The sequence below is a fragment of the Qipengyuania xiapuensis genome (genome assembly GCF_019711395.1).
Taxonomy (GTDB): Bacteria; Pseudomonadota; Alphaproteobacteria; order Sphingomonadales; family Sphingomonadaceae; genus Qipengyuania; species Qipengyuania xiapuensis.
The window spans coordinates 16,572-42,449 of record NZ_JAIGNL010000001.1; the positions used below are offsets into that span (position 1 = coordinate 16,572).

The window sequence follows — 25,878 nt, forward strand, 5'->3', positions numbered from 1 at the left end:
ACGACATGGGTCACGCAGAAATCGAAATAGAACGTCGCGACAGGGTCACTCACGGTGATTATGTTGCGAAGCTGGATGCCGGTGACACTCCGGCCAAGCTGAGCTGGACCCAGCGCGACGATGTCCGCCATGCCGAGCATACCTTCGTTCCGACCAGCCATCGCGGACGGGGCATCGCAGAAAAACTGGTCGAGGCACTGATCGAGGATGCCCGCTCAAACGGCTTCAAGATCGCGCCCGACTGCTCCTACGTCGAGCGCTATTTCGATCGCCACAAGGAGCTCGCCGACCTCAGGGCCTAGGTCGCGGGCGCTCCCGGCGCATCGAGCAGTTCGGAGAAGTCGGTCCGCGAGATGCTGTCGCAGATCGCTGCACGCCAGCGGCTCGCCTCTTCCACCGGCATTCCGTCAATCCTCAGCCGCCCGCCGGCCAGCCCGAGGTGCAGGCTCGCGTAGCCACGCAGACGCGCGATCGGCCCTTGCGCTATCTCGACCGACTGGAGCTTCACTCGCGAGGCAATGGCAAGGCTCGGCGAGAACCAGCCGTGACGCGAATAGAGCTGCCGCTCGCCAAGCGCGCGGTAGTCGTGGTGCCAGCGCCACCATTGCTCCGCCAGCGTATAGACAAGCCCGACGGCAGGCGCGAGCCACATCCAGGAACTGCCGACGATTGCGACCACGATGGTCGCTGGCAGCAGAATCATCGTAGCGAGCGCGGCCTTGTCGATCCGGTAACGGCTGACTGCGCGGTGCCATTCGGCATTCTCGGGCGGAAGGTGAAAACCGGTGACGCCCACGACCGGCGCGATCTCGTCCATCTGGCCGAACGGCACGGCATCGTGATTTGCCCCGCCGGTATCGCTGGCAAGGCTGATGACCTTGAGCGAATGCCAGCCGAAACGGCGGCGCAGGAAGCCGGTCCCGATACGCAGCGCCTGCACGCGGTGGAGCGGCATCACGAGATCGGTGCGCGTCAGCAGGCCCCTGCGCCGTCGCAGGCCCTTGGCTGTCCTCTCCAGCCGGAAATCCCATTCGCGAAGCGCGGTGCGGACGAGACCCGTCGCGACGCCGAGGACCCCGAGCGACAGGAGCGCGAAGATGATGCCCGCGAACTGCGCCAGCGGGCCGAGGCCCGACAGCCACTGCCCCTGTCCCGCGATACGCTCTTCCCAATAGTCGATGTCCCACAGATCGAAGGGCAGCAGGAAGTCGAATTGCTGCGCAAGGCCGCCGATCACTGCCACCACGGCCAGCGAGAACTCGAACAAGCCAAAGGTGAAGACGCGCTTCGGTCCCATGGCAAAGAGCACCTCTGCCTCTTCCGCCGGCTTGGCCTCGACGCCTTCCTCCTGCGCGATCTCCTCGCCCTCACGGCGCGCACGCACCAGTTCCCGCAAGCGCTCGCCCTCGTCTTCCGAAAGGTAGCTGAGCGCGAGGTCGTCCTTGCCGCCCGCGCCGGTCTCGAACTTGACCTCCACGAGGCCGAACAGGCGCGGAACCAGCTTCTGTTCGAGACTGACGTCCTGGATGCGCTCGTAGGGCACCGAACGGGCCGCCCGCGAAAGCACGCCGCTTTCCACGCGGATATCCGCCTCGCCCACCGTGTAGGTGAGCTTGGTCCACTGGAGATAGGCGATGAAGACGTTGAGCAGGATGATGCCGGTCACGAGCGGCAGGAAATAGCCGACGAGATCGGTCACCTTGCCGTCGTCGAGTATCGTCGCCGAAGCGATCGCGATCGGGATGACGAGCTGGAACAGCATCATCACCGCGCGTACTGCGAAGCTGCGCGGATCGGTGCGTTTTGCCTCCTGCGGCTCGGGCGTCATCGCGTATCGCGCCGGATCGCCGCGCGGATATCCTCGCGCATGGCAAGCGCAGTCTCGTGGGCGAGGCCCGGGAGCGAGACCGAGGCGTTGTGCGAACCCGCAGTATGCACCGTAAGCGTCGCGAGACCGAAGCCGCGCTCGAGCGGCCCCTGGTCGACATCGATATGCTGGACCCGCCCGAAGGGGACGATCGTGTCCGAATGGAAAAGTACCCCGCGCACGACGCGCAGTCGCTCCTCGGCCAGCGAGTAACCGCGTGTCGCGTAGCGCCGCATCGGCAGGTAGAACACGATATAGGCGACCACCAGAAGGACTGGGGCCCAGACCACGCCGGTCCAGCCGGGAATGGCCAGCTCGGCAATCGTCGCACCGACCAGCAGGACGATGGCGAACAACCCCGCAACGAGCCGCATCATCGTCTTGTAGCGCGGGTCGAGCTGGGTGAGGTCGTCCGGCGAGCCGTCCGCCAAAGGGGTCGGGCCGGGATCATCGGTGGGCACAGCGTCCTGTCGCGGAGCGTCTTGGGTCTCGTCCATACTGGTTTACCTATGCAAGACAGCCGCCGCGTCAACGCCTTTGATCGAAACGCCTTCCCACGATTGCTGCCGCGATATTGGTCTTCTGCACGTCGGTCGTGCCTCCCGCGATGCCCCAGGCAAAGCCGTCGCGCACGCGCTGCTCCATGCCGTATTCCTTGTGATAGCCGTATCCGCCCATCACCTGCATGCCGTTCGCGGTGACGCTACGCACGATCTCGTTGGCGAAGCATTTCGCGGTCGAGCTCTCGTAGACGCTCGGCAGGCCACCTTCATTGTGTTCGGCATTGGCCGCGGCGCGGTAGATCAGGAGCCGCGCCGCCTCCACCTGCATCGCCATTTCGGCAAGGCGCATCTGCACCGCCTGGAAATCGACGATCGGCTTGCCGAAGGCCTGCCGCTCCTGGACATATTCGGTCGCCTGTTCGAGCGCAGCCGCCGCGAGGCCGAGCGATTGGGTCGCATTGCCGCAGCGCTCCAGCCCGAATGCGCTCATCAGTTTTCCGAAACCGCCGGCGGGCACGATGACATTCCCTTCCGGCACCCGCACCCCGTCGAAAATGATGTCGCGCGTTTCGATACCGCGGAACCCCATCAGCTGCTCACGCTTGCCGAAGGAGACGCCTTCCATTTCCTTTTCGACCAGCAGCGCCCCGATCCCCTTTGCCCCGGGCGCATCGGAGAGGCGCGTGTAGACGACGTAATAATATGCGTGCCCCGCTCCGGAGGTCCAACGCTTGTTTCCGTCGAGGATGTAATGACCATTCTGGAGAAATGCGTTGGTCGTCAGATCCGTCAGCGCGGTGCCTGCATCAGGCTCGGACATGGAAACCGCAACCGTCGCTGCGCCCCTGACGACCCGGGGAATAATCTTCGCTTTCAGCGCATCCGAACCGAATCGCTCGATCGTCCTGACCGGACCGACCAGCGCCTCGAAGATCGGGAAGGCCACGGCATTCGAAATCATCGCGAACTGTTCGAGCACCAGCAGAGCTTCGAGATGGCCGAGCCCGAGCCCGCCGTATTCCTCGGGCAGATTCACCCCGAGAAAGCCCATCTCGCCGTAACGGACCATCATCTCGGGCGGTACGGAGAAGTCCTTCTCCTCCATCTCGCGCGCGAGATCGGGCAATTCCTTGCGCGCGAATGTGCGCGCCGCGTCCTGCAGCTCGCGCTGTTGTTCGGTCAGGCGAAAATCCATGAAGCTCTCCCTTTAGAAAAGGAGTGCCGCGATGGGTGGCCATGCGCAACCCGGTTCTTGGTCACGGCAGTCAAAGCGCGACTGCGCGCCGCCGCTGCTGCGGCGAAGCCAAGCGACGCGGAGGCGGCGCGCCCGGCGTTTGAGGGTCCAATCAAAAAAGAAAATGGTGCTGCTGGGGAGGATTGAACTCCCGGCCTCACCCTTACCAAGGGTGCGCTCTACCACTGAGCTACAGCAGCACATGCCGCCGCGAGAAAAACCGTCGCGGGGTGGAGGCGCGCGCTATTGGCAGGCGCGGCGAGAAAGTCAACCTTCGCTTGCGGCTCCGCGCGATTTTCGCAAAAGGTTGCGCGATGAGTGGCAGCAACGAAAAGATGACCCGCGAAGAACGCCTCGCCGCGAAACTTCGCGAGAACCTTCGCAGGCGCAAGGTGCAGACGCGCGAAATGCGCGAATCGGGCGATACAGGCCTTCCCAAGGATGGCGGGGACCGCTAACGCGCAGTGCTCCTAGGGGAAAACCGGAGTAATCATGTCGAAGCTGATCCTCGTTCGCCACGGCCAGAGCGAGTGGAACCTCGCCAACCGCTTTACCGGCTGGTGGGATGTCGACCTGACCGAGAAGGGTGTCGAGGAAGCCCGCGCAGCCGGACGGCTGATGAAGGAGAAGGGCGTTCTGCCCACCACCGCCTTCACCTCGGTCCAGAAACGCGCGATCAAGACGCTCAACCTCGCGCTGGAGGAATGCGACCGGCTGTGGATCCCGGTCACCCGCGACTGGCACCTGAACGAGCGCCACTATGGCGGGCTTACCGGCCTCAACAAGCAGGAAACCCGCGAGAAGCACGGTGACGAGCAGGTGCACATCTGGCGCCGCAGTTTCGACGTGCCGCCGCCCGAGCTCGAAGCGGGCAGCGAGTTCGATCTCTCGGACGACCCGCGTTACGCCGGTATCGAGGTGCCGCGCACCGAAAGCCTCAAGCTCACGATCGAGCGCGTCCTTCCCTATTGGGAAGAGGCGATCCTGCCGCTGCTGGCCAAGGGCGAGAATGTCATCATCTCCGCCCACGGCAACAGCCTGCGCGCACTGGTGAAGCATCTCTCGAACATCTCGGACGACGAGATCACCGGTCTCGAGATCCCGACCGGCGAGCCGATCATCTATGATTTCGACGGCGCGAATGTGTCGGGCGAACGATATTACCTGAAGGACGCGTAAGATGGCGCAGGGGGAGGCAAAGGTCGCGATCGTGATGGGGAGCCAGTCCGACTGGTCGACCATGAAGTGTGCTGCGGAAGTGCTCGAGGAGCTGGGCGTCGAAAGCGATGTGCGCATCGTCTCGGCGCACCGCACACCCGACCGCATGTATGATTTCGCCAAGGCAGCGGAGAGCGAAGGCTTTCACGTCATCATCGCAGGCGCTGGCGGCGCAGCGCACCTGCCCGGCATGATCGCGGCGCTGACGCATGTTCCCGTGCTCGGCGTTCCGGTTCAGTCGAAGGCGCTGTCGGGCCAGGACAGCCTGCTCTCGATCGTCCAGATGCCCGCCGGTGTCCCGGTCGGCACGCTGGCCATCGGCGAAGCGGGTGCGACCAATGCAGGCCTCTTCGCTGCAGCAATCCTCGCCAATAACGACCCGGCGCTGGCTCAGCGTCTCAAGGATTGGCGCCAGGCGCGCAGCGACGCCGTGACCGAAAGGCCTGAAGGCTGATGCTGGCGCGCGGATCGACGATCGGCATCCTCGGCGGCGGCCAGCTCGGCCGCATGATGGCGATGAGCGCGGTGCAGCTCGGCTACAGGTGCATCGGGTTTGCCCCCGAAGGCGACAATGTCGCAGCCGCCGTCTGCGATGCATTCCATACCGCCGCATGGGACGACAGCGATCGGGTCAGGGCCTTTGCCGATGCCTGCGACGTCGTGACATGGGAATTCGAGAACGTACCAGTAAAAACCGCGCGCACGGTCCCGGCCGAAAAGATCCACCCCGGCCCGCTCGCGCTCGAGACTGCGCAGGACCGCCTCAGCGAAAAACGCTTCATCGAAGGCCTCGGCGGAAGGCCCGCTGCCTATGCGCGTATCGATTCGCGTCACGACCTCGAAAGCGCGGTCGACCGGCTCGGCGCGCCCGGCATCCTCAAGACCCGCCGCGACGGCTATGACGGCAAGGGCCAGTGGCGCATCGCCTCGTCGCGCGATGCGCAGGCGCTCAAGCTGCCCGACGTCCCGCTCATCTACGAAGGCTTCGTCGAGTTCGACGCTGAGTTCTCCGTCATCCTCGTCCGCGCGCAAGACGGCGAGATCCGCTTCTGGGATTCGACCCGCAACGTCCACGAGGGCGGCATCCTCGCCGCTGCGCACTATCCTGCTGGCAGCGCCGTCGAAGGACAGGTTGCCGACGCCCGCGTGCTGGCCCGCAAGGTTGCCGATGCGCTCAATTACGTCGGCGTGCTGACGCTCGAATTCTTCGCCACGCACGAAGGCCCGATCTTCAACGAGATGGCCCCGCGCGTGCACAATTCGGGGCACTGGACGATCGAGGGCGCGGCCACCAGTCAGTTCGAGAACCACATCCGCGCGATTGCCGGCCTGCCGCTCGGCGACACGCGGACCGTCGCGCCGGGCATCGAGATGCGCAACATCATCGGCAGCGAGATCGACGGCGCATACGCTTTCCTCGCGAGCAGCAATTCGCACCTGCACGACTATGGCAAGGCCGAGGCGAGCGAGGGCCGCAAGATGGGCCACATCACCAGGCTGTCGCTCGACACCCGCGGATGAGTTTGTTCCTGATCTATGCGCGCTCGGCCAATGGCGCGATCGGCAAGGACGGGGCTTTGCCCTGGCACCTTCCCGCCGATCTCAAGCGCTTCAAGGCGCTGACGATGGACAAGCCCATGATCATGGGCCGCAAGACCTTCGAGAGCCTGCCCGGCCTCCTGCCCGGACGCCGCCATATCGTGCTGACGCGCAAGGAGCGCTGGGATTCGACCGGCGCGGAAGTCGTCCGTTCTGTCGAGGAAGCGATCGCGAAGGCAGGAGAAGGTGACATCGCGGTCATCGGCGGCGCTGCGATCTTCGACGTTTTCATGCCGCTCGCCGAACGGGTCGAGCTGACCGAGATCCACGAGGAATTCGACGGCGACGTCTTCATGCCGCCGCTCGGCCCCGAATGGGAAATCGCCGGCCGCGAGGACCACGAGGCGAAGGACGAGCGGCCTGCCTATTCCTTCCTGACCTACACCCGCGTCGGAGAGACTGCGGAATGAAGCGCCGGATCGTCATCGCTCTGGTCGTGCTGGTGATCGGCGGATTGCTGGGGTTCTTCATCTTTGCGCCGGGATATGTCGAACGCGACCTCAATCGCATCGATGGCGAGCCGCTGATCGAGGTCTCGCAGGAAGCGCGTGACCTCCACGAGACATTGCAGATTGTCGACCTGCATTCGGACACGCTCTTGTGGAAGCGCGACATGCTGGACCGCGCCGACCGAGGACACGTGGACTTGCCGCGCCTGCGCGAAGGCAACGTCGCCCTGCAGGTCTTCTCCAGCGTTACGAAGTCGCCGCGCGACCAGAATTACGATTCGAACACCGGCGAGACCGACAACATTACCCCGCTCGTGATCGGCCAGCTCCAGCCGCTGCGCACGTGGAGCAGCCTGCTCGAACGCTCGCTATGGCATGCAGAAAAGCTGGACCGCGCCGTCGGGGAAGAGCGCGACACGCTGTTCCAGATCCACGGGCAGGAAGACGTCGAGCGCTTGCTCCGCTCACGCGATACCGGTCGGGACAGCGTCGGCGCGATGCTTTCGATCGAGGGCCTGCACAATCTCGAAGGCGACCCCGCCAATCTGGAAAAGCTCCACGCGGCAGGCTTCCGGATGGCGGGCCTTACCCATTTCTTCGACAACGATCTCGCCGGCTCGATGCACGGCGTCGACAAGGGCGGTTTGACCGACATGGGCCGCGCGGTGGTGCGACGCATGGAAGAACTCGGCATGATCGTGGACATCGCGCATTGCAGCCCCGCCTGCGTCGCCGACATCCTTGCGATGGCCCGCCGCCCTGTCGTCTCCAGCCATGGCGGCGTCCAGGCGACCTGCGAGGTGAACCGCAATCTCACCGACGAGCAGATTCGCGGCGTGGCGCGGACCGGCGGGATTATCGGCGTGGGCTATTGGCCGGGCGCAGTCTGCGACACCTCGCCGCGCTCGGTAGCTACGGCGATGCGTCATATCCGCGATCTTGTCGGCATAGAGCATGTCGCCCTCGGAAGCGATTACGACGGCTCGGTCACGACCCGTTTCGACACCAGCGAGCTGACCCAGGTGACGCAGGCGCTGCTGGACGAAGGCTTCACCGAAGAGGAAATTCGCGCGGCCATGGGCGGAAACGCCCTGCGCGTCCTTGGCGCCGGGATTGAACCGATGGAGACCGCATCGTGAGGTTCCTTGATCACCGCGAACCGCTGCCCGAATCCTTACGCGGTGCGATCATCGCGCTGGGCAATTTCGACGGATTCCACCTCGGCCACCAGGCAGTGGCGAAGGAGGCGATCGACTGGGCGCGTGCGGAAGGTCGCCCCTCGATCATCGCCACCTTCGATCCGCATCCGGTGCGCTTCTTCAAGCCCGATGCGGCTCCCTTCCGGCTCACCACGCTCGAACAGCGGCAGGAGCTCTACCTTGCCGCCGGAGCCACCGCGATGCTGGTGTTCCATTTCGACGGCGAACTGGCCGGGACCACGGCGGAAGATTTCGTCCGCGTGCTGCTGGCTGAAAAGCTGGGCGCGAAAGGCGTCGTGACCGGCGGAGACTTTACTTTCGGCAAGGCGCGCGGCGGCAATTTCGAAAAGCTGGTCGAGCTCGGCAAGGAAGTCGGCATCGAGGCGCGCGCAGTCGATCCGGTGATGGATGGCGGCGCGCCCGTATCCTCCAGCCGCGTGCGCGAGGCGCTGCGCGAGGGCGATCCGCAGGAAGCCGCGCGCCTTCTCACCCGCCCCTTCGCGATTCGCGGCGTGGTCCGGCACGGCGACAAGCGCGGGCGCGAGATCGGCTATCCCACCGCCAACCTCTCGATCGAGCATTACCTGCGCCCGAAATACGGCATCTACGCCGTGACGGGGCGCATCCTTTCGACCGGGCAGGAGCTGAAAGGCGCGGCCAATATCGGCGTGCGCCCGCAGTTCGAACCGCCCAAGGAACTGCTCGAACCCTATTTCTTCGATTTCTCCGGCGATCTGTACGGGCAGGAGATCGAGGTGGCCTTCCACCACTTCCTGCGCGGCGAGGCGAAGTTCGACAGCCTCGATGATTTGATCGCGCAGATGGAGAAAGATTGCGAGAAAGCGCGCCATCTTCTAAGCGCGCGCGGCAATGACTGAACAGCGCGATTACAGAGACACGGTCTTCCTTCCCAAGACCGATTTTCCCATGAAGGCCGGCCTCCCCCAGAAGGAGCCGAAGATCCTTGCGCGCTGGCAGGAAGAAAACCTCTACCAGCAGCTGCGCGAGGCGCGTGAAGGCCGCGAGAAGTTCATCCTTCACGACGGCCCTCCCTACGCCAATGGCGACATGCATATCGGCCATGCGCTGAACCGCATCCTCAAGGACATGGTGGTGCGTTCACAGACGCTGCTCGGCAAGGACGCGCCCTTCGTGCCCGGCTGGGACTGCCACGGCCTGCCGATCGAGTGGAAGGTCGAGGAACAGTTCCGCAAGAAGAAGCGCGACAAGAACGCCATTCCGGCGAGCGAATTCCGCGCCGAATGCCGCGCCTATGCGCAGAAGTGGGTCGACGTTCAGCGCGAACAGCTCAAACGTCTCGGCCTTATGGCGGATTTCGACAATCCCTACCTCACCATGCAGTTCGAGAGCGAGGCGACCATCGTTGCCGAGCTGATGAAGTTTGCCGAAGCCGGCAATCTCTATCGCGGATCGAAGCCGGTGATGTGGTCGCCGGTCGAGGAAACCGCGCTGGCCGAAGCCGAGGTCGAATACGAGGACATCACCTCGACCCAGATCGACGTGGCCTTCGAGATCGTGGAATCGCCGATTCAGGAACTTGTCGGCGCGCATGCGGTGATCTGGACCACCACGCCGTGGACGATCCCGGTGAACCAGGCTTTGGCCTATGGGCCGGATGTTGAGTACCGACTTGTCGAGATGCGTGGAATCGGCTTTCGCGCAGGCGAACCGGATCCATTCGATGTATCCTTACACCCTCTATTTCCCCTGTTGCGTGGGACGAAGCTGCTTGTCGCAGTTGAGCGGGAGGGTGAGTTCTTTTCGCGTCTGGCGAAGGAATTTTGGCGCGCGTCAGCGCAAATATTTGACGGAGATGAAGAGAAGGCGAAGCCGACCTTCGAGTATTCCTATGAAAAGATCAAAGGTTCCGACTTAGCGGGATCCATAGTCCACCACCCGATGCATCATCTCGGCGGCTTCTACGCCAAGCCGCGTCCGCTGCTCGCGGGGGATTTCGTCACCACCGACAGCGGTACGGGCCTCGTCCATATGTCGCCCGACCATGGCGAGGACGACTTCCTGCTCTGCCGCGAGCACGGCATCGAGCCGGTCTTCGCCGTCATGGGCGACGGGCGCTATCGCGACGACTGGGAATGGCTCGGTGGCAACGACGAGCGCCGCCGCGCGGTAATCAACAAGGCCTTCAACGCGCCCGAAGGCCCGATCTGTTCGGACCTGCGCGAAGCAGGTGCGCTGCTTTCGGCCAGCGACGACTACGCACACTCCTATCCGCATTCATGGCGTTCGAAGGCCAAGGTCATCTACCGCTGCACGCCGCAGTGGTTCGTGCCGATGGACAAGCCGCTCGACGTGGGCGACTTCGACGTAGCCGTGCCCGAAGGTTTCGGCGCGGCTGTCGCTATGGCCACGAGCAAGGACCACTCCACCTTGCGCGAAATCGCCATGCGCGAGATCGAGCGGGTGAAGTTCTATCCCGAAAAGGGCCGCCGCCGCATCGGTTCGATGGTCGAAGGCCGCCCCGACTGGGTGCTCTCCCGCCAGCGCGCATGGGGCGTGCCGATCACGCTCTTCGTGCGCAGCGACGGCACCTACCTCCAGGACCCGGCGGTCAACGCGCGTGTGGTCGCAGCGGTGCGCGAAGAAGGCGTCGATGCCTGGGACGAAAGCCGCAAGGCCGAATATCTCGGCGCCGATCACGATCCGGCAGAATTCGAGATGGTCACCGACATTCTCGACGTCTGGTTCGATTCGGGCTGCACCCATGCCTTCACCCTCGAAGGCGACCGCTGGCCCGACCAGCGCTGGCCCGCCGACCTCTATCTCGAAGGCAGTGACCAGCATCGCGGCTGGTTCCAGTCGAGCCTGCTCGAGAGCTCCGCCACCCGCGGCCGTGCACCCTATGATGCGGTGCTGACCCACGGCTTCACCATGGCGAGCGATGGCAAGAAGATGTCGAAGAGCCTCGGCAACACCATCGACCCATTGAAGGTCATGGAACAGTACGGCGCCGACATCATCCGCCTCTGGGCGCTCAGCGTCGACTTCACCGAAGACCACCGCATCGGCGATGAAATCCTCAAGGGCGTGGGCGACCAGTACCGCCGCCTGCGCAACACCTTCCGCTACCTGCTCGGCGCGCTCGACGGTTTCGTCGGCGACATGGGCGATGCGGGCGAGATTCCCGAGCTTGAGGTCTATGTCCTCGCGCTGCTGGCCGATCTCGACGGCAAGCTGAAGAAGGCCGCCGAGGAATACGACTTCAACACCTACACGCGCCTGCTGGTCGATTTCTGCAACGAGGACCTCTCGGCCTTCTACTTCGATATCCGCAAGGACGTGCTCTATTGCGACGGGCCCGACAGCGTGAAGCGCAATGCCTATCGCACCGTGCTCGACCTGCTGTTCCACGCGCTGGTGCGCTACGCCGCGCCGGTGCTGGTCTACACGGCAGAAGAAGTCTGGACGACGCGCTATCCGGAAGGTGGCAGCGTCCACCTGCTCGACTGGCCGCCGGTCATGGGCGTGACTGCCGACGGCGAGCGCTGGGACAAGCTGCGCGCGCTTCGCGAACGTGTAACCGAGGCGATCGAGCCGCTGCGCCGCGACAAGACCATCCGCTCCAGCCTCGAAGCCGATGTCACCGTGCCCGCAAGCGCGGTGCCCGAAGGCTTCTCGGACGAAGATCTCGCAGAACTGTTCATCACCGCGTCAGTGACGCGCGGCGATAGCGACGAGGTGACTGTCTCGCGCACCGACGAAAACAAGTGCGGCCGCTGCTGGCGCCTGCTGCCTTCCGTTCCGGAGGACGGCGCACTGTGCGACCGGTGCGAGCCGGTCGTCGCCCAGCTGGATGCTGCAGAATGAACCCGCTGCTCAAACTGCGCCTGATCGGCGTTGCGATCGCATTTGCGCTCTATGCGGCCGACCAGTGGGTGAAACGCCTCGTCACCGGCTCCCTCGGCATCGATAGCCCGGGCGACGTGATGTACCTGCTCCCCTTCTTCGACCTGCGCTTCACGCGCAACTTCGGCGTTTCGATGGGCATGTTCGAGGCGAACAGCCTCGAGGCGCGCTGGATGCTCGTCGGCGCAACCGCACTGATCGCGCTGGTGGTGACGATCTGGATGTTCCGCGAAAAGCTGTTCGGCGACATCCTCGGCCTGTCGTTCATCCTCGGCGGCGCTCTGGGCAACATCAAGGACCGCTACGAGCTCGGCTATGTCATCGACTATGCCGATTTCCACATCGGGGATTTCCGCCCGTTCCTCATTTTCAACATCGCCGATGCGGCTATCACCATCGGCGTCCTCATTATCCTTGCCCGCGCCTTCTTCATGCGCGACAAGGACGATCAAGAGGTCGACGACCTCATGGAAGGCAAGCCGGCAGACGCCGCGGAGAGCAAATAATGAACACTATCGCCCGTATCGCCATTGTTGGTGCAGTCTCGAGCATGCTTGCGGCATGTGGCGGCGGCGGTTTCCTCAACCGCGACCGTCCCGACGAATTCGCCGTCCAGCGCCAGGCTCCGCTGGTGGTGCCGCCCGACTTCAACCTCGTGCCGCCCGCTCCGGGCGCTCCGCGTCCGGTCGAAGGCACTGCCGCCGACCAGGCTCTCGAAGCACTCTTCGGCGGCCCCGCCCCCCGCAGCGGCGTCGAGACCAGCGCTCTCGACCGCGCCGGCGCTGCAGAACCGGGCATCCGCTCGGCCGTGGGTTCGGAAGACACCAACACCGTCGCCAAGGGCGCCGTGACCCGCGACATCATCGCCGCCCCCGAAGGTGACGGCGCATCGGCACAGGCCGTAATCCCGGGTTGATATTGCTTTTCGAACCCGCATCCGCGGGTTCGTCCCCACAAGCTAGATCGTGAAGTCTTCCGGGTCTTCGCTCTTCGCCTTGGGCGAGATGTCGGTGACTAGGACCTTGTCGATCCGGCGTTCGTCGAGGTCGATGATCTCGAAGCGCCAGCCCTGTTCCTCGAAGAACTCGCCTTCGCTCGGGAGCTTCTTCAGCACGGCGAGACAGAAGCCCGCCACCGTAGCGAATTCGCGGTCGTCGCCGTAGTCGAGGCCCAGCCGGTCGGCGAGCGCATCGGCCGAGAGCGATCCAGCCACCAGCAGCGAGCCATCGGTGCGTTCGACGATACCCGGCGCATCGCCCGGGTCCTGGTCGCTGGCGAAATCGCCGACCAGCGCGGTGAGCAGGTCCACCGGCGTCACGATGCCGTCGAGGTGGCCGTATTCGTCGTGCACCATGGCCATGGCGATATCGGCCTGTTGCAGCACGCGAAGCGCATCCACCGCGTCGAGCTGGTCGGGCACGACCTCGGCCTTGCGCATCAGGGTTTCGAGCGCGACGCCTTCGCCTGCAAGCAGGACGCCGAGAACCTCGCGCACACGCACGAGGCCTAGAATCTTGTCGGGCGAGCCGTCGGCGACGGGCCAGATCGAATGCGGGCTCTCTTCCAGCAGGGCGCGGATGGCCTCTTCGTCGGCGTTGACGTCGATCCAGTCGACATCGGTGCGCGGCGTCATCACCTCGCGCACGGGACGCTGCGCCAGCCGTACGACGCCCGCGAGCATCTGGTGCTGTTCGGTCTCGATCACGCCGGTCTTGGTGGCCTCGGCGAAGAGCATGTGCAGTTCTTCCGCCGTGACCGCGCTCTGCCCTGCGGGCTTCACGCCCAGCAGGCGGATCAGCAGGCCCGAGGAAGTATCGAGCAGCCAGACCAGCGGCGCCGCCACGCGTGCGAGCAGCGCCATCGGGCGCGCCATGGTGACCGCGATCGGCACCGCGGCGCGCAGCGCGACCTGCTTGGGCACGAGCTCGCCGATCACGAGGCTGAAATAGGTGGTGAGCGCGATCACCAGTGCAAAGCCCGCTTCGCCCGCCCACTCGGATGGGACACCCAGAACGGCAAGGCGTTCGCCCACCGGCTCGCCGAGGCTCGCGCCCGAATAGGCACCCGCCACGATCCCGACCAGCGTGATGCCGATCTGCACGGTCGAAAGGAACTTGCCCGGGTCCGCCGCCAGCGCAATTGCCGTCTTGGCGCCCGCGCTTCCCTGCTGCGCGGCAGAGCGCAGCCGCGCGGTGCGGGCGGAAACGATTGCCAGCTCGCTCATGGCGAAAACGCCGTTGAGCAGGATCAGCCCGGCAATGATCAGGAGGTCGGTCCAGGGAAAGGGTGTCACCCCTTCTCGCTAGCACAAAAGTGCAGCCTTGGAAGCGTCTGTCGGAACAGGCTGTGAATTCACGTGTTTGGGAAGTCTAGAGACGCGGTGGGTGCGTCCCTCCGCCAATGGGCATGACCGGCTCTCCCGAACCGGTGTGTGTCAGTCTCGATGAAGGGGAAGAAACTATGAAAACATCAAGAATATTTCTCGCAGGCTTCTCGGCAATCGCCCTGATGGGCACCTCTGCCTGCGTCACCGACCCGAACACGGGCGAACGCAAGGTCTCGCGCACCGTTCTCGGCGGTGTCGGCGGCGCTGTTGCCGGCGGCCTGCTCGGCGGCGTCATCGGCGGCAAGACCGGCCGCATCATCGGCGCGGCAGCCGGCGGTGCAGCTGGCGGCTATGTCGGCTACCGCATGGACCAGCAGATCAAGGAGCTGAAGGAGCAGACCGAAGGTTCGGGCGTCGATGTCACCGAAGTCGACGGCGGCGATGCCATCCTCGTGAACCTGCCCGACGGCGTGACCTTCGCCACCGGGAGCGCGACGATCAACTCGGCCTTCCGTGCCACGCTCGACAATGTCGCAGCGAACCTCGTCGAGTATCCCAACAGCCTGATCGACGTTTACGGCTACACCGACACGACCGGTTCGGATTCGCTCAACCAGCGCCTGTCCGAACAGCGTGCGCAGGCTGTCGCCAATTACCTGATCAGCCGCGGCGTCAGCTCCTCGCGCATCCGCTGGCAGGGTTATGGCGAGCAGTACGAGCATCTCAAGATCAAGACCGGCGACGGCGTGAACGAACCGCTCAACCGCCGTGTCGAAATCAAGATCATCCCGTTCGACCAGGACGACGTCGACGCTGCACAGGCGAACCAATAGGTCGCCTTCCTACCGAGTTCTTCGGAACAGTCGCAGAGAGGGGTCGGGCACCAGCCCGGCCCTTTTTACTTGCCCGCGACCTTGTGGGCGCGCTCGGATAGATGCTCGATCGTCGCCGCGTGGATCGCCGGAGCGCTGGCCACGACACCGAAGGCGCGCGGGTCGCGCTTGTTGTAGTCGAGCTTGCGCCCGAAACTGTCGGAGATCGCTGCTCCTGCTTCGCGCGCGATCAGGCCTGCCGCGGCAATATCCCACTCGAAGCCCCAGCGAAGCGTCGCCACGAGATCCGCTTCGTCGGCAGCGACCATGGCGATACGCAGGGCGATCGAATTGGGCTGGTCGACCTTGGTCAGCATGCGGTCCTGCTTCATCAGGTCCGCTGCCGGCACGCGCGCGCCTTCGAATTCGGTACGCGTCGAGGCCGAGAGCACCTTGCCGTTGCGGCTTGCCCCCTGCCCCGCAACCGCCTGCCAGACCTCTTCGCGGGCGGGCGCACACAGGGTGCCGATCAGCGGCCGTCCCGCGCTGATCAGCGCGACGGAAACCGCCCAGCCCGTCCGGCCCCGGATGAAATCGCGCGTCCCGTCGATCGGATCGACCATCCAGATGAGGTCGTGCTCCAGCCGGGCAGGATCATCGGCGGTCTCTTCGGAAAGCCACCCTGCCGCCGGCAGAAGTGCGCCCAGCTCTCGCTTGAGGAAGGCATCAACCGCGAGATCGGCCTCGCACACCGGGCTGCCCGGGGTCTTCTCCCACGCGCGCAGCTCGGCACCTGCGCCGGGCCACAGGCCAAGCGCGATCTTGCCGGCTTCAGCGACAATAGTTTCGAGTCGTTTGCTGTCGATCATGGGATTGGGGGGCACTGCACCCGAAAGTCGCACTTTTCAAGCGGGCCTACGTATGCTTATGCGCCCGTGAAGAATCTCCGCACGCAAATCTCGCGAAGGACCAGATCCCCCATGAACATCCACGAATACCAGGCCAAGGAACTTCTCGCGAAATACGGTATCGCCGTTCCCGCGGGTCACGCAGCAATGACTGTCGAAGAAGCAGTCGCAGGCGCGAAGCAGCTTCCGGGGCCGCTCTATGTCGTGAAAGCCCAGATCCACGCGGGTGGCCGCGGCAAGGGCAAGTTCAAGGAACTCGGCCCCGATGCGAAGGGCGGCGTCCGCCTGTCGAAGAGCATCGAGGAAGTCGAAGCCAACGCGAAGGAAATGCTCGGCAACACGCTGGTGACGATCCAGACCGGCGACGAAGGCAAGCAGGTCAACCGCCTCTACGTCACCGACGGTGTCGACATCGCGCATGAATATTATCTCTCGATGCTGGTCGACCGCGCCACTGGCCGGGTCGCCATGATCGCTTCGACCGAAGGCGGCATGGACATCGAGGACGTCGCGCACGAAACGCCCGAGAAGATCACCACCATCACCATCGACCCGGCACAGGGCTTCATGCCCCACCACGGCCGCGCGGTGGCCTTCGCCCTCAAGCTGACGGGCGACACCAACAAGCAGTGCCAGAAGCTCGCCAAGCAGCTCTACACCGCATTCATGGACCTCGACATGGAGATGCTCGAGATCAACCCGCTGGTCGAAGACAAGGACGGCAACCTCCTCGTCCTCGACACCAAGATGAGCTTCGACGGCAACGCGCTCTATCGTCACAAGGACGTGGAAGCGATGCGCGACGAGACCGAGGAAGACCCGGCCGAAGTCGAAGCATCGGAATACGACCTCGCTTACATCAAGCTCGACGGCAATATCGGCTGCATGGTCAACGGCGCAGGCCTCGCCATGGCGACGATGGACATCATCAAGCTGAACGGCGCCTTCCCGGCGAACTTCCTCGACGTTGGCGGTGGCGCCACCACCGAGAAGGTCACCGCTGCGTTCAAGATCATCCTCAAGGACCCGGCAGTCGAGGGCATCCTCGTCAACATCTTCGGCGGCATCATGCGCTGTGACACCATCGCAGAAGGCATCGTGGTTGCGGCCAAGGAAGTCGAACTGGACGTGCCGCTGGTGGTCCGCCTCGAAGGCACCAATGTCGAGAAGGGCAAGGAAATCCTCGCCAACTCGGGCCTGCCGATCGTTCCGGCAGACGACCTCGGCGATGCTGCCCGCAAGATCGTGGCAGAGGTCAAGCAGGCGGCCTAAGCGCCTCATCAGACCAGGTTGAAAGGCCGTGCCGGCTTCGTGCTGGCGCGGCCCTTTTTCTTTACGGCGTGGGCTTGGGCTCGGGCAGGACGGGAGGCGTGCTGTCCATGTAGGTGAGCCAGTTGCTCCAGATTGTAAGCGTGCGGCTGTCGGTCATGGAGATGCTGCAAGTCAGCCCCATCACGCCGCGGATCGTGCCTTCCTTCCAGTCTTCGTAGACAGCTCCGCATTCCGCATCGCGATAGGCGAGGAAGGCCGCATCGCTGGCCGCGATCTCTTTCGCCAGCTCGGGCCGGTCGGCATGTATCTCGACCGCTTTCGCGAGATAGGCCTCGCGCCGCTCGTCGGCGCGGCCGAGCACATCGGCATAGCACTGGTTCATCTCGACCGTGGTCATGGCATCGGGGCAGCGCTGTGGATGCTCGGGGCCAAGCGCATCGAAGCGGAATACCAGCTCCCCGCCCGATTGCATGCGGACCGCCGCGAGCAATCCCTCGCCCGGGAAGCTAGGGTTGCGACACCGCAAGGTGAGCGCATGGAAATAGGCTGCGCAATCCTCCACCGCGATCAGGCGGAAGGTCAGCATGCCGTCCTTTTCCTCCCAGCCGGTGAGGTCGGCGTTGAAATGCTTGAGGCGCAGCACCAACGTGCCCTCTTCTTCCATCAGGTAGAGATGCTCGGTGAAGCGAATCCCGCCTTCTTCCGTTTCCTGGATGAAAGTGCCGACCATGGTGCCGCCGCTCGGCGGCAGCCAGCTTTCCATGGCGGGCGCGCCGCCGATGCCGGTGCCGGCCCACTGGCCGACGAGCCAGTCCACCTGATCGAGCGTGGCCGGAGGAGGCGTATGGCCCTCTGGTGCCACGCGCGTTTCCTGCGCGGCAAGCGGGCTCGCCAATGCCGCCAGCACCCCTGCGAAAATCGTCCAGCCGCGCATCGCAAACCTCCCGTCTCTCCGCCGAAACTAGCGCGGCAGGCCCGCGTTAGTAAAGCAAGGCGCACCAGCGCGCTTGACCTCGCCACTGGCGCGGGCAATCACCCCGCCGGGCAACGCAAAAAGCTCGCCCGCCCAACTTGACGTTTACGTAAACGCAAGCTAGGCGTGCGCCACAGATTCTATCGAGAGGAAGGTATCCCCCATGAAAATCCTCGTCCCCGTCAAGCGGGTGATCGATTACAACGTCAAACCGCGCGTGAAGGCCGATGGCTCGGGCGTGGACCTTGCCAACGTCAAGATGAGCATGAACCCCTTCGACGAAATCGCCGTCGAAGAGGCTATTCGCCTCAAGGAAGCCGGCAAGGCGGAAGAAATCATCGCCGTCTCGATCGGCCCGGCCAAGGCGCAGGAAACGCTGCGTACCGCGCTCGCCATGGGCGCCGACCGCGCGATCCTCGTCGAGACCGATGACGAAGTCGAACCGCTCGCTGTCGCCAAGATCCTCAAGGCCATCGCCGACGAGGAAACCCCGGGCATCGTGATGCTCGGCAAGCAGGCGATCGACGACGATTCGAACCAGACCGGCCAGATGCTCGCAGCCCTCATGGGCCGTCCGCAGGGCACCTTCGCCAACACCGTCGAAGTCGACGGCGACAGTGTCGTCGTGAAGCGCGAAGTCGACGGCGGTCTCGAGACCGTAAAGCTTTCGCTCCCCGCCATCGTCACCACCGACCTTCGTTTGAACGAGCCGCGCTATGCTTCGCTGCCGAACATCATGAAGGCGAAGAAGAAGCCGCTCGAGACCAAGAGCCCGTCCGATTACGGCGTCGACACTGCGCCGCGCCTCAAGACCACCAACGTCTCCGAACCGCCGGTTCGCCAGGCAGGCGAAAAGGTCGAGGACGTCGATGCGCTGGTCGCCAAGATCAAAGCGCTCGGCATCGCGTAAGAACCCGGACAGGAAAGGAACAGAACTATGAAAACTCTCGTCTGGGTCGAACACGACAATGCCGAGATGAAGGACGCAACGCTTTCGGCGGTCACCGCTGCAAGCAAGCTGGGTGAAGTGCACCTGCTGGTCGCTGGCTCGGGTTGCCGCGCCGTGGCTGAACAGGCTGCCAAGATCGCAGGCGTCGGCAAGGTCCACCTCGCCGACGATGCGGCCTACGAGCACGCGCTGGCCGAAAACGTCGCACCGCTGATCGCGGCGCAGATGGGCCACCACGATGCCTTCGTCGCGCCTGCCACCACCACCGGCAAGAACATCGCACCGCGCGTCGCAGCCCTGCTCGACGTGATGCAGGTTTCGGACATCCTCTCGGTCGAAGGCGAGAAGACCTTCACCCGTCCGATCTACGCCGGCAACGCCATCGCCACGGTCGAATCGACCGACGAAAAGCTCGTCGTCACCGTCCGCGGTACCGCATTCGAAAAGGCAGCCGCAGAAGGTGGTTCGGCCGAGATCGAGGACATCTCCGGTTCGGGCGACGCTGGCATCTCCAGCTTCGTCAGCCAGGAAATCGCCGAGAGCGACCGTCCCGAACTCACCAGCGCCAAGGTCATCGTTTCGGGTGGCCGCGCACTCAAGGACGCAGAGACCTTCGAGGAGTACATCACCCCGCTGGCCGACAAGCTCGGCGCAGGCATCGGTGCATCGCGTGCCGCAGTCGACGCGGGCTACGTCCCGAACGACTACCAGGTCGGCCAGACCGGCAAGATCGTGGCTCCGGAAGTCTATATCGCCATCGGCATCTCGGGCGCGATCCAGCACCTTGCCGGCATGAAGGACTCCAAGACCATCATCGCCATCAACAAGGACGAGGACGCCCCGATCTTCCAGGTCGCGGACATCGGCCTCGTCGGTGATCTCTTCAAGGTCGTGCCGGAGCTTACTGAAAAGCTTTGACGAAAATCTTGTTCTAATTCAGACCCCTTCGAACCAATACTGGTTTGGAGGGGTTTTTTCATGCGGTCGCTCGCCAAATTCATGTCGCCTTTGCTTGCAGCAACTTGCCTTGCCGGGGCCAATGCCGCCTCGGCGAAGGACGACCCGGAGCTCGTCCTGCTAGAGCCGTCGAGCTCGTGGAACCTCGACATGGGCGAACACAAGTGCCGCATCGCGCGGCTGTTCGGCGAGGGCGAGAACAAGACGATCTTCATGATCGACCAGTGGGACCCGTCGAAAATTGCGCAATGGACCGTCGCGGGGCCTGCACTGGAGAAATACCGCAACGGGCGTGACACTTCGTTCGAATTCAGCGGCGGAGGCGATTCGGGCGAGTTCGAACTGCTGGGCTCGTTCTTCGGTGAGTTCGGGAACGCGATCCAGAGTTCGAGCGGCTTCGTTGCTGACGAGCCCGATGATGACGGCGAAGACGAAGAACCCGACTATCTCGCCAATCCGCGCAGCCTGCCCGCACTCGACGCCAAGGGCGCGGCGGGTATCGAGTGGCTGACCCTTTCCCAGCGCGGGCGCACGCCCGTCCGGCTCAAGCTGGGCTCGCTCGAGGCCCCGCTTGCGGCGATGAACGTGTGCATGGAAGACCTCGTCGAGTTCTGGGGCTTCGACGTGGAGGAGCAGCGAAAGGTCGCAAGCCCGCCCGAAGTAACGAACATGCCGAAGGTCGCGCGCGAGGTGGCCGAGCGTTATCCGGAATCCGCGCTAAGGCGGGGCGCGCAGGCGGACTTCCACATTCGCATGACCATCGACACGCAGGGCCAGATCGAGAACTGCGTGCTCCTCAACCAGACGGCGGCGGACAATTTCGAGCTAGGCGGCCATCCCTGCACGGCCTTCGAGCGTTACGCGGAGATCGAACCTGCGCGCGACAAGGAAGGCCAGCCTGTCCGTACCTACCTGACCAATAGGATCGTCTACCGCATTCCCTGAGGGCGCCGCGCGCTAGCCGAAAAGCTCCATCAGGCCATGGAGCGTCAGCCCGACGAGCCCGCCCACCAGCGTACCGTTGATACGGATGAACTGGAGGTCGCGGCCGACCGCGCTCTCGACTCGGTCGGTCAGCGTGGTGGCGTCCCAGCGGCGTACGGTCTCGCTCACCAGCTGGACGATCTGGTCACCATAGCGCGTGGCAATGCCGACCGCAGTGCGGCGCGCGAAGCGATTGACCTGCTGTTGCAGCCGCTCGTCGTCGCGCAGCGCTTCGCCCAGTTCGGCGAGCGTTTCGCCGAGATAGCCGCTGCCCGTACCGCCGCTGTCGCGTATGCTGGTGATCAGGCGTGCGCGAATGCGCTCCCAGACCGATTGCCACCAGTCGGCGATCGCGGGATTGTTGAGCAGTTCGACCTTCATCCGCTCGACCCGCTCCTGCATCTCGGGGTCTTCGCGCATGCCACGCGCGAGTTCGTGCAGGCCTTCCTCGATCTTGTCGCGCAGCGGATGTTCGGGATCGACCAGCACCTCGGCGAGCAGCTTGTAGAGCCCGTCGATGACCGAGTTGGCGAGCCTTTCATCGAGGCCGGTGAGGCGCAGCACCGCATTGGCGCGCTTGTGCACCATGTCGCGGACCATCTGCTCGTTGTCCTCGAGCACAAGGCCTGCCCAGCGAATGATCTTGTCGATCACGATCCGGTGCCGCCCGTCCTCGATCATGGCGTCGAGCATCGATCCGAGCAGCGGTGCGACCTCGAGCTTCTCGATCTGGGCTGCGAGACCCGAGCGGACCTGCGTCCCCAGCCGCTCGGGATCGAGCGATTCGAGAACCTCGACGGCAAGTTCGCCCGCGCCGATGCGGACGCGCGAATCGTTCGCGGCCCTGGGTTCGGCAAGATAGCTGCCGACCGCCCCGGCAAGGTTCATCGCGCCCATGCGGCGCGCGACCACCTGCGGGGTGAGGAAGTTCTCGCGCAGGAAGCCCGCCATCGTATCGGCGATGCGGTCCTTGTTCTCGGGAATGATGGCCGTGTGCGGGATCGGCAGGCCCAGCGGGTGGCGGAACAGCGCGGTCACTGCGAACCAGTCGGCAAGGCCGCCGACCATGGCGGCCTCGGCAAAGGCATGCACGTATCCCCACGCCGGATGCAGTTCGAGGTAGCGGGCAGACAGGATGAAGATCGCCGCCATCAGGAACAGCATGCCCGTGGCAGTCCGCCGCATGGCCCGCGCACGGTCAGGGGGGAGCGGCGCTCCCACCATCATTCCCGTTCCTTTTGATATGCCCGCCATAACCTAGGCGACGCTTACTCCGCCGGTTCGATCCCGGGCTGCTGGCCCTGGGATGGGACAACGCGATCCTCGTCGCCGGGGCGATAGGTGAGGAACTTGTTGCGCAGCCACGGGCCGGCGCGCTTCTCGAACCCGTCGGCAAGGCTGAAGCCTGCCGGCACGATCAGCAGCGTAAGCAGCGTCGAAAGGATCAGGCCGCCGATCACGACGGTGCCCATCGGTGCGCGCCATGCGCCGTCGCCCGAAAGGCTGAGTGCGGTCGGCACCATGCCCGCGGTCATGGCGACCGTTGTCATGACGATCGGCTGCGCACGTTTGTGGCCAGCGTCGATGATGGCATCGATCTTGCGTGTGCCCTTGTCCATTTCCTCGATCGCGAAGTCGATCAGCAGGATCGAGTTCTTCGAGACGATACCGAGCAGCAGCAGGATACCGATCAGCACCGGCATGGAGAGGGGCTGTCCGACGATCCAGACGAGGAAGATACCGCCGAGCGGGGCGAGCGCGAGCGAGGTCATGTTGACCAGCGGGCTCATCAGTCGCTTGTAGAGGAGCACCAGCACGGCGAACACGAGCAGGATGCCGGCAAGCAGCGCGACCGCGAAATTGTCGAGCAGTTCCTGCTGCAGTTCGTCTTCGCCCACCTGGTCGCGGATCACGCCCTGCGGGAGATTGGCGAGGGTCGGCAGCGTGTTGATCTGCTGCATCGCGTCGCCGCGCAGGACACCGCTGGCAAGGTCTGCACCGATCAGGACGCGGCGGTTCTGGTTGTAGCGCTGGATGGTCGTGGGACCTGCACCGAAGGAGATGTCCGCGATCCGGCCGAGCGGGACCGAGGTGCCGTTGGCAGTCGGGACCGGCAGGTTCTGGATCGTCGTGATATCCTCGCGCGCCGTCTCGGGGAGGCGGACGCGGATCGGGATCTGGCGATCGGAGAGCGAGAACTTGGCGGCGTTCTGCTCGATCTCGCCCATCGTCGCGATGCGGATCGCCTGGCCCACCGCCGCAGTCGACACGCCGAGATCGGCAAGCAGTTCGGGGCGCGGACGGATGAGGATTTCGGGACGCGGCACGTCGGCGGTGATGCGCGGCGCGACGATCGTATCGAGATCCTTCATCTCCTCGACCAGCTGTGCGGCCGTATCGTTGAGGAGGACGGGGTCGGACCCGGCGAGCATGATCGACAGGTCGCGGCCGCTACCGCCGCCGCCCGGGCCGTTCATGTTGTTCCAGCGCACGCGCGCATCGGGAATACGCGAGAGTTCGGGCGCGAGATCGCGGGTGAAGACGTAGGACGGACGCTCACGATCCTGCTTGAGCGTGATGTAGAGCGTCGCGTTACCTTCCGAAACGCGCTCGAGCACGCGTTCCACTTCCTGCTGCTCGTAAAGTAGCGCGGCAACGCCGTCGGAAACGCGTTCGGTGTCTTCCAGCGTGGTGCCGGGGACCATCTCGATGCGGACCTGCGCGTTCGAATCGTCGACTTCCGGATTGAACTGGAAAGGCGTCTGGCCGAACAGCAGGATGGTCAGCAGGAACGAGAACCAGCCGACACCGAGCATCCAGACGCGGTGATCGTAGAAGCGCGCTTCGAGATAACGCCAGCTCTGGCCCAGGCGCTGGCCGAAGCGAGTGAGCAAGCCGAGCAGCTTGAGTACGCCGAAGGCAATCGCAAAGCCTACGGCGGTAGCCACGGCCAACTGGACCAGCTGGAGCGGGCGCATGATCAGCGAGTGCAGGAAGGTGTCTTCTGCAGCGACCGCATTTGCAAGCGTCTGCGGGATCTGCAGACCGTCGATCGCGCCGAAGGTCATGAAGACGCCGATCGCCGAGACCACGAGCAGAACGATTACCGTCAGCAGCAGCGAGAGAGCATAGGCCCAGCGGCGCTTGGGCGGCAAAACGCCATCACGGCGCTTGCGCATCTTTCCGCGCTCGAGCGACCAGTGGAGCACGTTCATGTAGCGGTCCATCCACTTGCCCTCGCCGTGGGCGGCATGGCCCTTGGCCTGGAGGAAGTAGGCCGCCAGCATCGGCGTGATCATACGGGCCACGGCAAGGCTCATCAGCACGGCGATCACGACGGTGAGGCCGAAGTTCTTGAAGAACTGTCCGGTCACGCCCGGCATCAGGCCGACGGGCAGGAAGACCGCCACGATACAGAAACTGGTAGCGACCACGGGCAGGCCGATCTCGTCGGCTGCGTCGATCGACGCCTGGTAGGCGCTCTTGCCCATTCGCATATGTCTGACGATGTTCTCGATCTCCACGATCGCATCGTCGACCAGAACGCCCGCCACGAGACCGAGCGCCAATAGCGAGAGCTGGTTCAGGTTGAAGCCGAGCAGGTCCATGAACCAGAAGGTCGGGATCGCCGAAAGCGGGATCGCGACGGCGGAAATGAAGGTCGCACGCCAGTCACGCAGGAAGAAGAACACGACCACGACGGCGAGGATCGCGCCTTCGATCATGGCGGCGAGCGAGCTCGAGTACTGGTCCTTGGTGTACTTCACCGTGTCGAACAGCTGGATGAAGCGCACGTCGGGGTTGGCGGCTTCGATCTCGGCGATCTTCTTCTGCGCTTCGGCAAAGACGGTGACGTCCGAGGCGCCCTTGGCGCGGCTCATGTAGAAGTTGACGACCTCCTGGTCGCGAACCTTCGAGATGGAGGTGCGTTCGGAATAACCGTCGCGCACGGTCGCGACATCGCCGAGCTTGAGAGTGGTACCGTTGGCGAGGCGAATCTGGCGCTGCGAAAGCTCGTAGGCACTGCCGGTGTTGCCAAGGACGCGGACCGACTGGCGGGTGCCGCCGACTTCGGCCATGCCGCCTGCCGCGTCGAGATTGTCGCGGCGCAGGACCGAGTTGATCTCGCTCGCGGTGACGCCGTAGGCCTGCATCTTGGGCAGGTCGAGGATGACCTCGATCTCGCGGCTCACGCCGCCGAAGCGGCCTGCTTCCGCCATGCCGTCGATCGAAAGCAGCTGCTTGGCCACCGTATCGTCGATGAACCAGCTCAGCTGTTCGATCGTCATGTCATTGGCTTCGACAGCGTAGATGCCGAGGAAGCCGCCGGCGATCTCGACCTTCTCGACACGCGGTTCGAGAATGCCGTCGGGCAGGCTCCCGCGCACGCGGTCGATCGCGTTCTTGACCTCTGCGGTGGCGTTGTTCGGATCGGTGCCGATCTCGAATTCGACGAAGGTATTCGAGCTGCCTTCGCGCGCGGTCGAGGTGATCTTGTTGACCCCGTTGACCGACCGCACTGCGGATTCGACCTGCTGGGTGATCTGGTTCTCGATCTCGGTCGGGGCGGCGCCCGGCTGCGAGATCGTTACGTTGACCGCGGGGAATTCGATGTCCGGGTTGTTCACCACGTCCATGCGGGCAAAGCTCAGCATGCCGGCCAGCAGCAGCGCGGTAAACGCAACCAGGGGGATCACCGGGTTGCGGATCGACCAGGCGGAGATATTGCGGAAATTCATCGCG

24 protein-coding genes and 1 tRNA gene are annotated in these 25,878 nt (G+C 64.3%); 16 read left to right on the top strand and 9 right to left on the bottom strand.

Annotation, left to right across the window (positions count from 1 at the left end):
- The first annotated feature begins 5 nt into the window (after window positions 1-5).
- The gene (locus K3163_RS00090; RefSeq protein WP_221427371.1) at window positions 6-302 is read left to right on the top strand and encodes a GNAT family N-acetyltransferase; all 297 of its coding nucleotides are present in this window, start codon (window positions 6-8) and stop codon (window positions 300-302) included.
- Here K3163_RS00090 and K3163_RS00095 read toward each other — a convergent pair.
- From K3163_RS00095 to K3163_RS00110, 4 genes are all read right to left on the bottom strand, one after another.
- On the bottom strand, window positions 299-1,828 hold the full coding sequence (locus K3163_RS00095; protein WP_221550558.1) for a PH domain-containing protein: 1,530 nt from the start codon (window positions 1,826-1,828) through the stop codon (window positions 299-301). The genes K3163_RS00090 and K3163_RS00095 overlap by 4 nt on opposite strands.
- Complete coding sequence (locus K3163_RS00100; RefSeq protein WP_247710052.1) at window positions 1,825-2,364, bottom strand: PH domain-containing protein; 540 nt, start codon at window positions 2,362-2,364, stop codon at window positions 1,825-1,827. Before K3163_RS00100 ends, K3163_RS00095 begins: the two co-directional genes overlap by 4 nt.
- A gap of 31 nt (window positions 2,365-2,395) precedes the next feature.
- Window positions 2,396-3,565 carry an acyl-CoA dehydrogenase family protein gene (locus tag K3163_RS00105; protein ID WP_221427369.1) on the bottom strand — a complete coding sequence of 390 codons (1,170 nt, stop codon included), beginning with the start codon at window positions 3,563-3,565 and terminating at the stop codon, window positions 2,396-2,398.
- Between the two features lie 164 nt (window positions 3,566-3,729).
- Window positions 3,730-3,804, bottom strand: a tRNA-Thr gene (locus tag K3163_RS00110).
- Window positions 3,805-3,918: 114 nt separating this feature from the next.
- On the opposite strand from K3163_RS00110, the gene K3163_RS00115 reads away from it, so the two are divergent.
- From K3163_RS00115 to K3163_RS00160, 10 genes are read left to right on the top strand one after another with little or no spacing between them, the layout of a single operon-like run.
- Window positions 3,919-4,062: a hypothetical protein gene (locus K3163_RS00115; RefSeq protein ID WP_221427368.1), complete on the top strand. Its 144-nt coding sequence runs from the start codon at window positions 3,919-3,921 to the stop codon at window positions 4,060-4,062.
- 34 nt (window positions 4,063-4,096) lie between these two features.
- Entirely contained in the window at window positions 4,097-4,783 is a 687-nt protein-coding gene (gpmA, locus tag K3163_RS00120; protein WP_221550559.1) for a 2,3-diphosphoglycerate-dependent phosphoglycerate mutase, read from the top strand.
- Window position 4,784: 1 nt separating this feature from the next.
- Window positions 4,785-5,276, top strand: a complete 492-nt coding sequence (gene purE, locus K3163_RS00125) for a 5-(carboxyamino)imidazole ribonucleotide mutase (protein WP_221550561.1) — start codon at window positions 4,785-4,787, stop codon at window positions 5,274-5,276.
- Window positions 5,276-6,343, top strand: coding sequence for a 5-(carboxyamino)imidazole ribonucleotide synthase (locus tag K3163_RS00130; protein ID WP_221550563.1), 1,068 nt, complete (start codon window positions 5,276-5,278; stop codon window positions 6,341-6,343). Before purE ends, K3163_RS00130 begins: the two co-directional genes overlap by 1 nt.
- Window positions 6,340-6,831 (top strand): dihydrofolate reductase, encoded by a 492-nt coding sequence (locus tag K3163_RS00135; protein ID WP_221550565.1) that lies wholly within the window; start codon window positions 6,340-6,342, stop codon window positions 6,829-6,831. Before K3163_RS00130 ends, K3163_RS00135 begins: the two co-directional genes overlap by 4 nt.
- Window positions 6,828-8,009 carry a dipeptidase gene (locus tag K3163_RS00140; protein ID WP_221550567.1) on the top strand — a complete coding sequence of 394 codons (1,182 nt, stop codon included), beginning with the start codon at window positions 6,828-6,830 and terminating at the stop codon, window positions 8,007-8,009. Before K3163_RS00135 ends, K3163_RS00140 begins: the two co-directional genes overlap by 4 nt.
- Window positions 8,006-8,947, top strand: a complete 942-nt coding sequence (locus K3163_RS00145; RefSeq protein WP_221550569.1) for a bifunctional riboflavin kinase/FAD synthetase — start codon at window positions 8,006-8,008, stop codon at window positions 8,945-8,947. The genes K3163_RS00140 and K3163_RS00145 overlap by 4 nt, the downstream gene beginning before the upstream one ends.
- Window positions 8,940-11,915, top strand: coding sequence for an isoleucine--tRNA ligase (locus tag K3163_RS00150; RefSeq protein ID WP_221550574.1), 2,976 nt, complete (start codon window positions 8,940-8,942; stop codon window positions 11,913-11,915). Before K3163_RS00145 ends, K3163_RS00150 begins: the two co-directional genes overlap by 8 nt.
- Complete coding sequence (gene lspA, locus K3163_RS00155; protein ID WP_221550583.1) at window positions 11,912-12,460, top strand: signal peptidase II; 549 nt, start codon at window positions 11,912-11,914, stop codon at window positions 12,458-12,460. Before K3163_RS00150 ends, lspA begins: the two co-directional genes overlap by 4 nt.
- Complete coding sequence (locus K3163_RS00160) at window positions 12,460-12,870, top strand: DUF3035 domain-containing protein (RefSeq protein WP_221427359.1); 411 nt, start codon at window positions 12,460-12,462, stop codon at window positions 12,868-12,870. Before lspA ends, K3163_RS00160 begins: the two co-directional genes overlap by 1 nt.
- A 42-nt stretch (window positions 12,871-12,912) precedes the next feature.
- Here the strand turns inward: K3163_RS00160 and K3163_RS00165 are convergent, their stop codons facing one another.
- Window positions 12,913-14,247 carry a hemolysin family protein gene (locus tag K3163_RS00165; RefSeq protein WP_221550585.1) on the bottom strand — a complete coding sequence of 445 codons (1,335 nt, stop codon included), beginning with the start codon at window positions 14,245-14,247 and terminating at the stop codon, window positions 12,913-12,915.
- A gap of 167 nt (window positions 14,248-14,414) precedes the next feature.
- Between K3163_RS00165 and K3163_RS00170 the strand changes: the two genes are divergently transcribed.
- Entirely contained in the window at window positions 14,415-15,113 is a 699-nt protein-coding gene (locus K3163_RS00170) for a YiaD family glycine zipper/OmpA-like lipoprotein (protein ID WP_221427357.1), read from the top strand.
- 65 nt (window positions 15,114-15,178) lie between these two features.
- On the opposite strand, the gene K3163_RS00175 is transcribed toward K3163_RS00170, so the two are convergent.
- A complete protein-coding gene (locus K3163_RS00175) occupies window positions 15,179-15,961 on the bottom strand; it encodes a 3'(2'),5'-bisphosphate nucleotidase CysQ (RefSeq protein ID WP_221550587.1) in 783 nt (260 codons plus the stop codon).
- A gap of 111 nt (window positions 15,962-16,072) precedes the next feature.
- Here K3163_RS00175 and sucC point away from each other — a divergent pair, with 111 nt between their 5' ends.
- Entirely contained in the window at window positions 16,073-17,272 is a 1,200-nt protein-coding gene (sucC, locus tag K3163_RS00180; protein ID WP_221427355.1) for an ADP-forming succinate--CoA ligase subunit beta, read from the top strand.
- Window positions 17,273-17,333: 61 nt separating this feature from the next.
- On the opposite strand, the gene K3163_RS00185 is transcribed toward sucC, so the two are convergent.
- The gene (locus K3163_RS00185; protein ID WP_221550589.1) at window positions 17,334-18,206 is read right to left on the bottom strand and encodes a DUF6265 family protein; all 873 of its coding nucleotides are present in this window, start codon (window positions 18,204-18,206) and stop codon (window positions 17,334-17,336) included.
- Window positions 18,207-18,408: 202 nt separating this feature from the next.
- On the opposite strand from K3163_RS00185, the gene K3163_RS00190 reads away from it, so the two are divergent.
- The 3 genes from K3163_RS00190 to K3163_RS00200 are packed head-to-tail and all read left to right on the top strand — an operon-like array spanning window position 18,409 to window position 21,096.
- Window positions 18,409-19,155, top strand: coding sequence for an electron transfer flavoprotein subunit beta/FixA family protein (locus tag K3163_RS00190; protein WP_221550598.1), 747 nt, complete (start codon window positions 18,409-18,411; stop codon window positions 19,153-19,155).
- Between the two features lie 27 nt (window positions 19,156-19,182).
- Complete coding sequence (locus K3163_RS00195; protein WP_221550599.1) at window positions 19,183-20,112, top strand: electron transfer flavoprotein subunit alpha/FixB family protein; 930 nt, start codon at window positions 19,183-19,185, stop codon at window positions 20,110-20,112.
- A gap of 60 nt (window positions 20,113-20,172) precedes the next feature.
- Window positions 20,173-21,096, top strand: a complete 924-nt coding sequence (locus tag K3163_RS00200) for an energy transducer TonB (protein WP_221550601.1) — start codon at window positions 20,173-20,175, stop codon at window positions 21,094-21,096.
- Window positions 21,097-21,108: 12 nt separating this feature from the next.
- On the opposite strand, the gene K3163_RS00205 is transcribed toward K3163_RS00200, so the two are convergent.
- Together K3163_RS00205 and K3163_RS00210 are read right to left on the bottom strand one after the other, a co-directional pair.
- Window positions 21,109-22,320 (bottom strand): DUF445 domain-containing protein, encoded by a 1,212-nt coding sequence (locus K3163_RS00205; RefSeq protein ID WP_221429513.1) that lies wholly within the window; start codon window positions 22,318-22,320, stop codon window positions 21,109-21,111.
- An 83-nt stretch (window positions 22,321-22,403) separates the two neighbouring features.
- A complete protein-coding gene (locus tag K3163_RS00210; RefSeq protein WP_221550603.1) occupies window positions 22,404-25,874 on the bottom strand; it encodes an efflux RND transporter permease subunit in 3,471 nt (1,156 codons plus the stop codon).
- Window positions 25,875-25,878 lie beyond the last annotated feature (4 nt).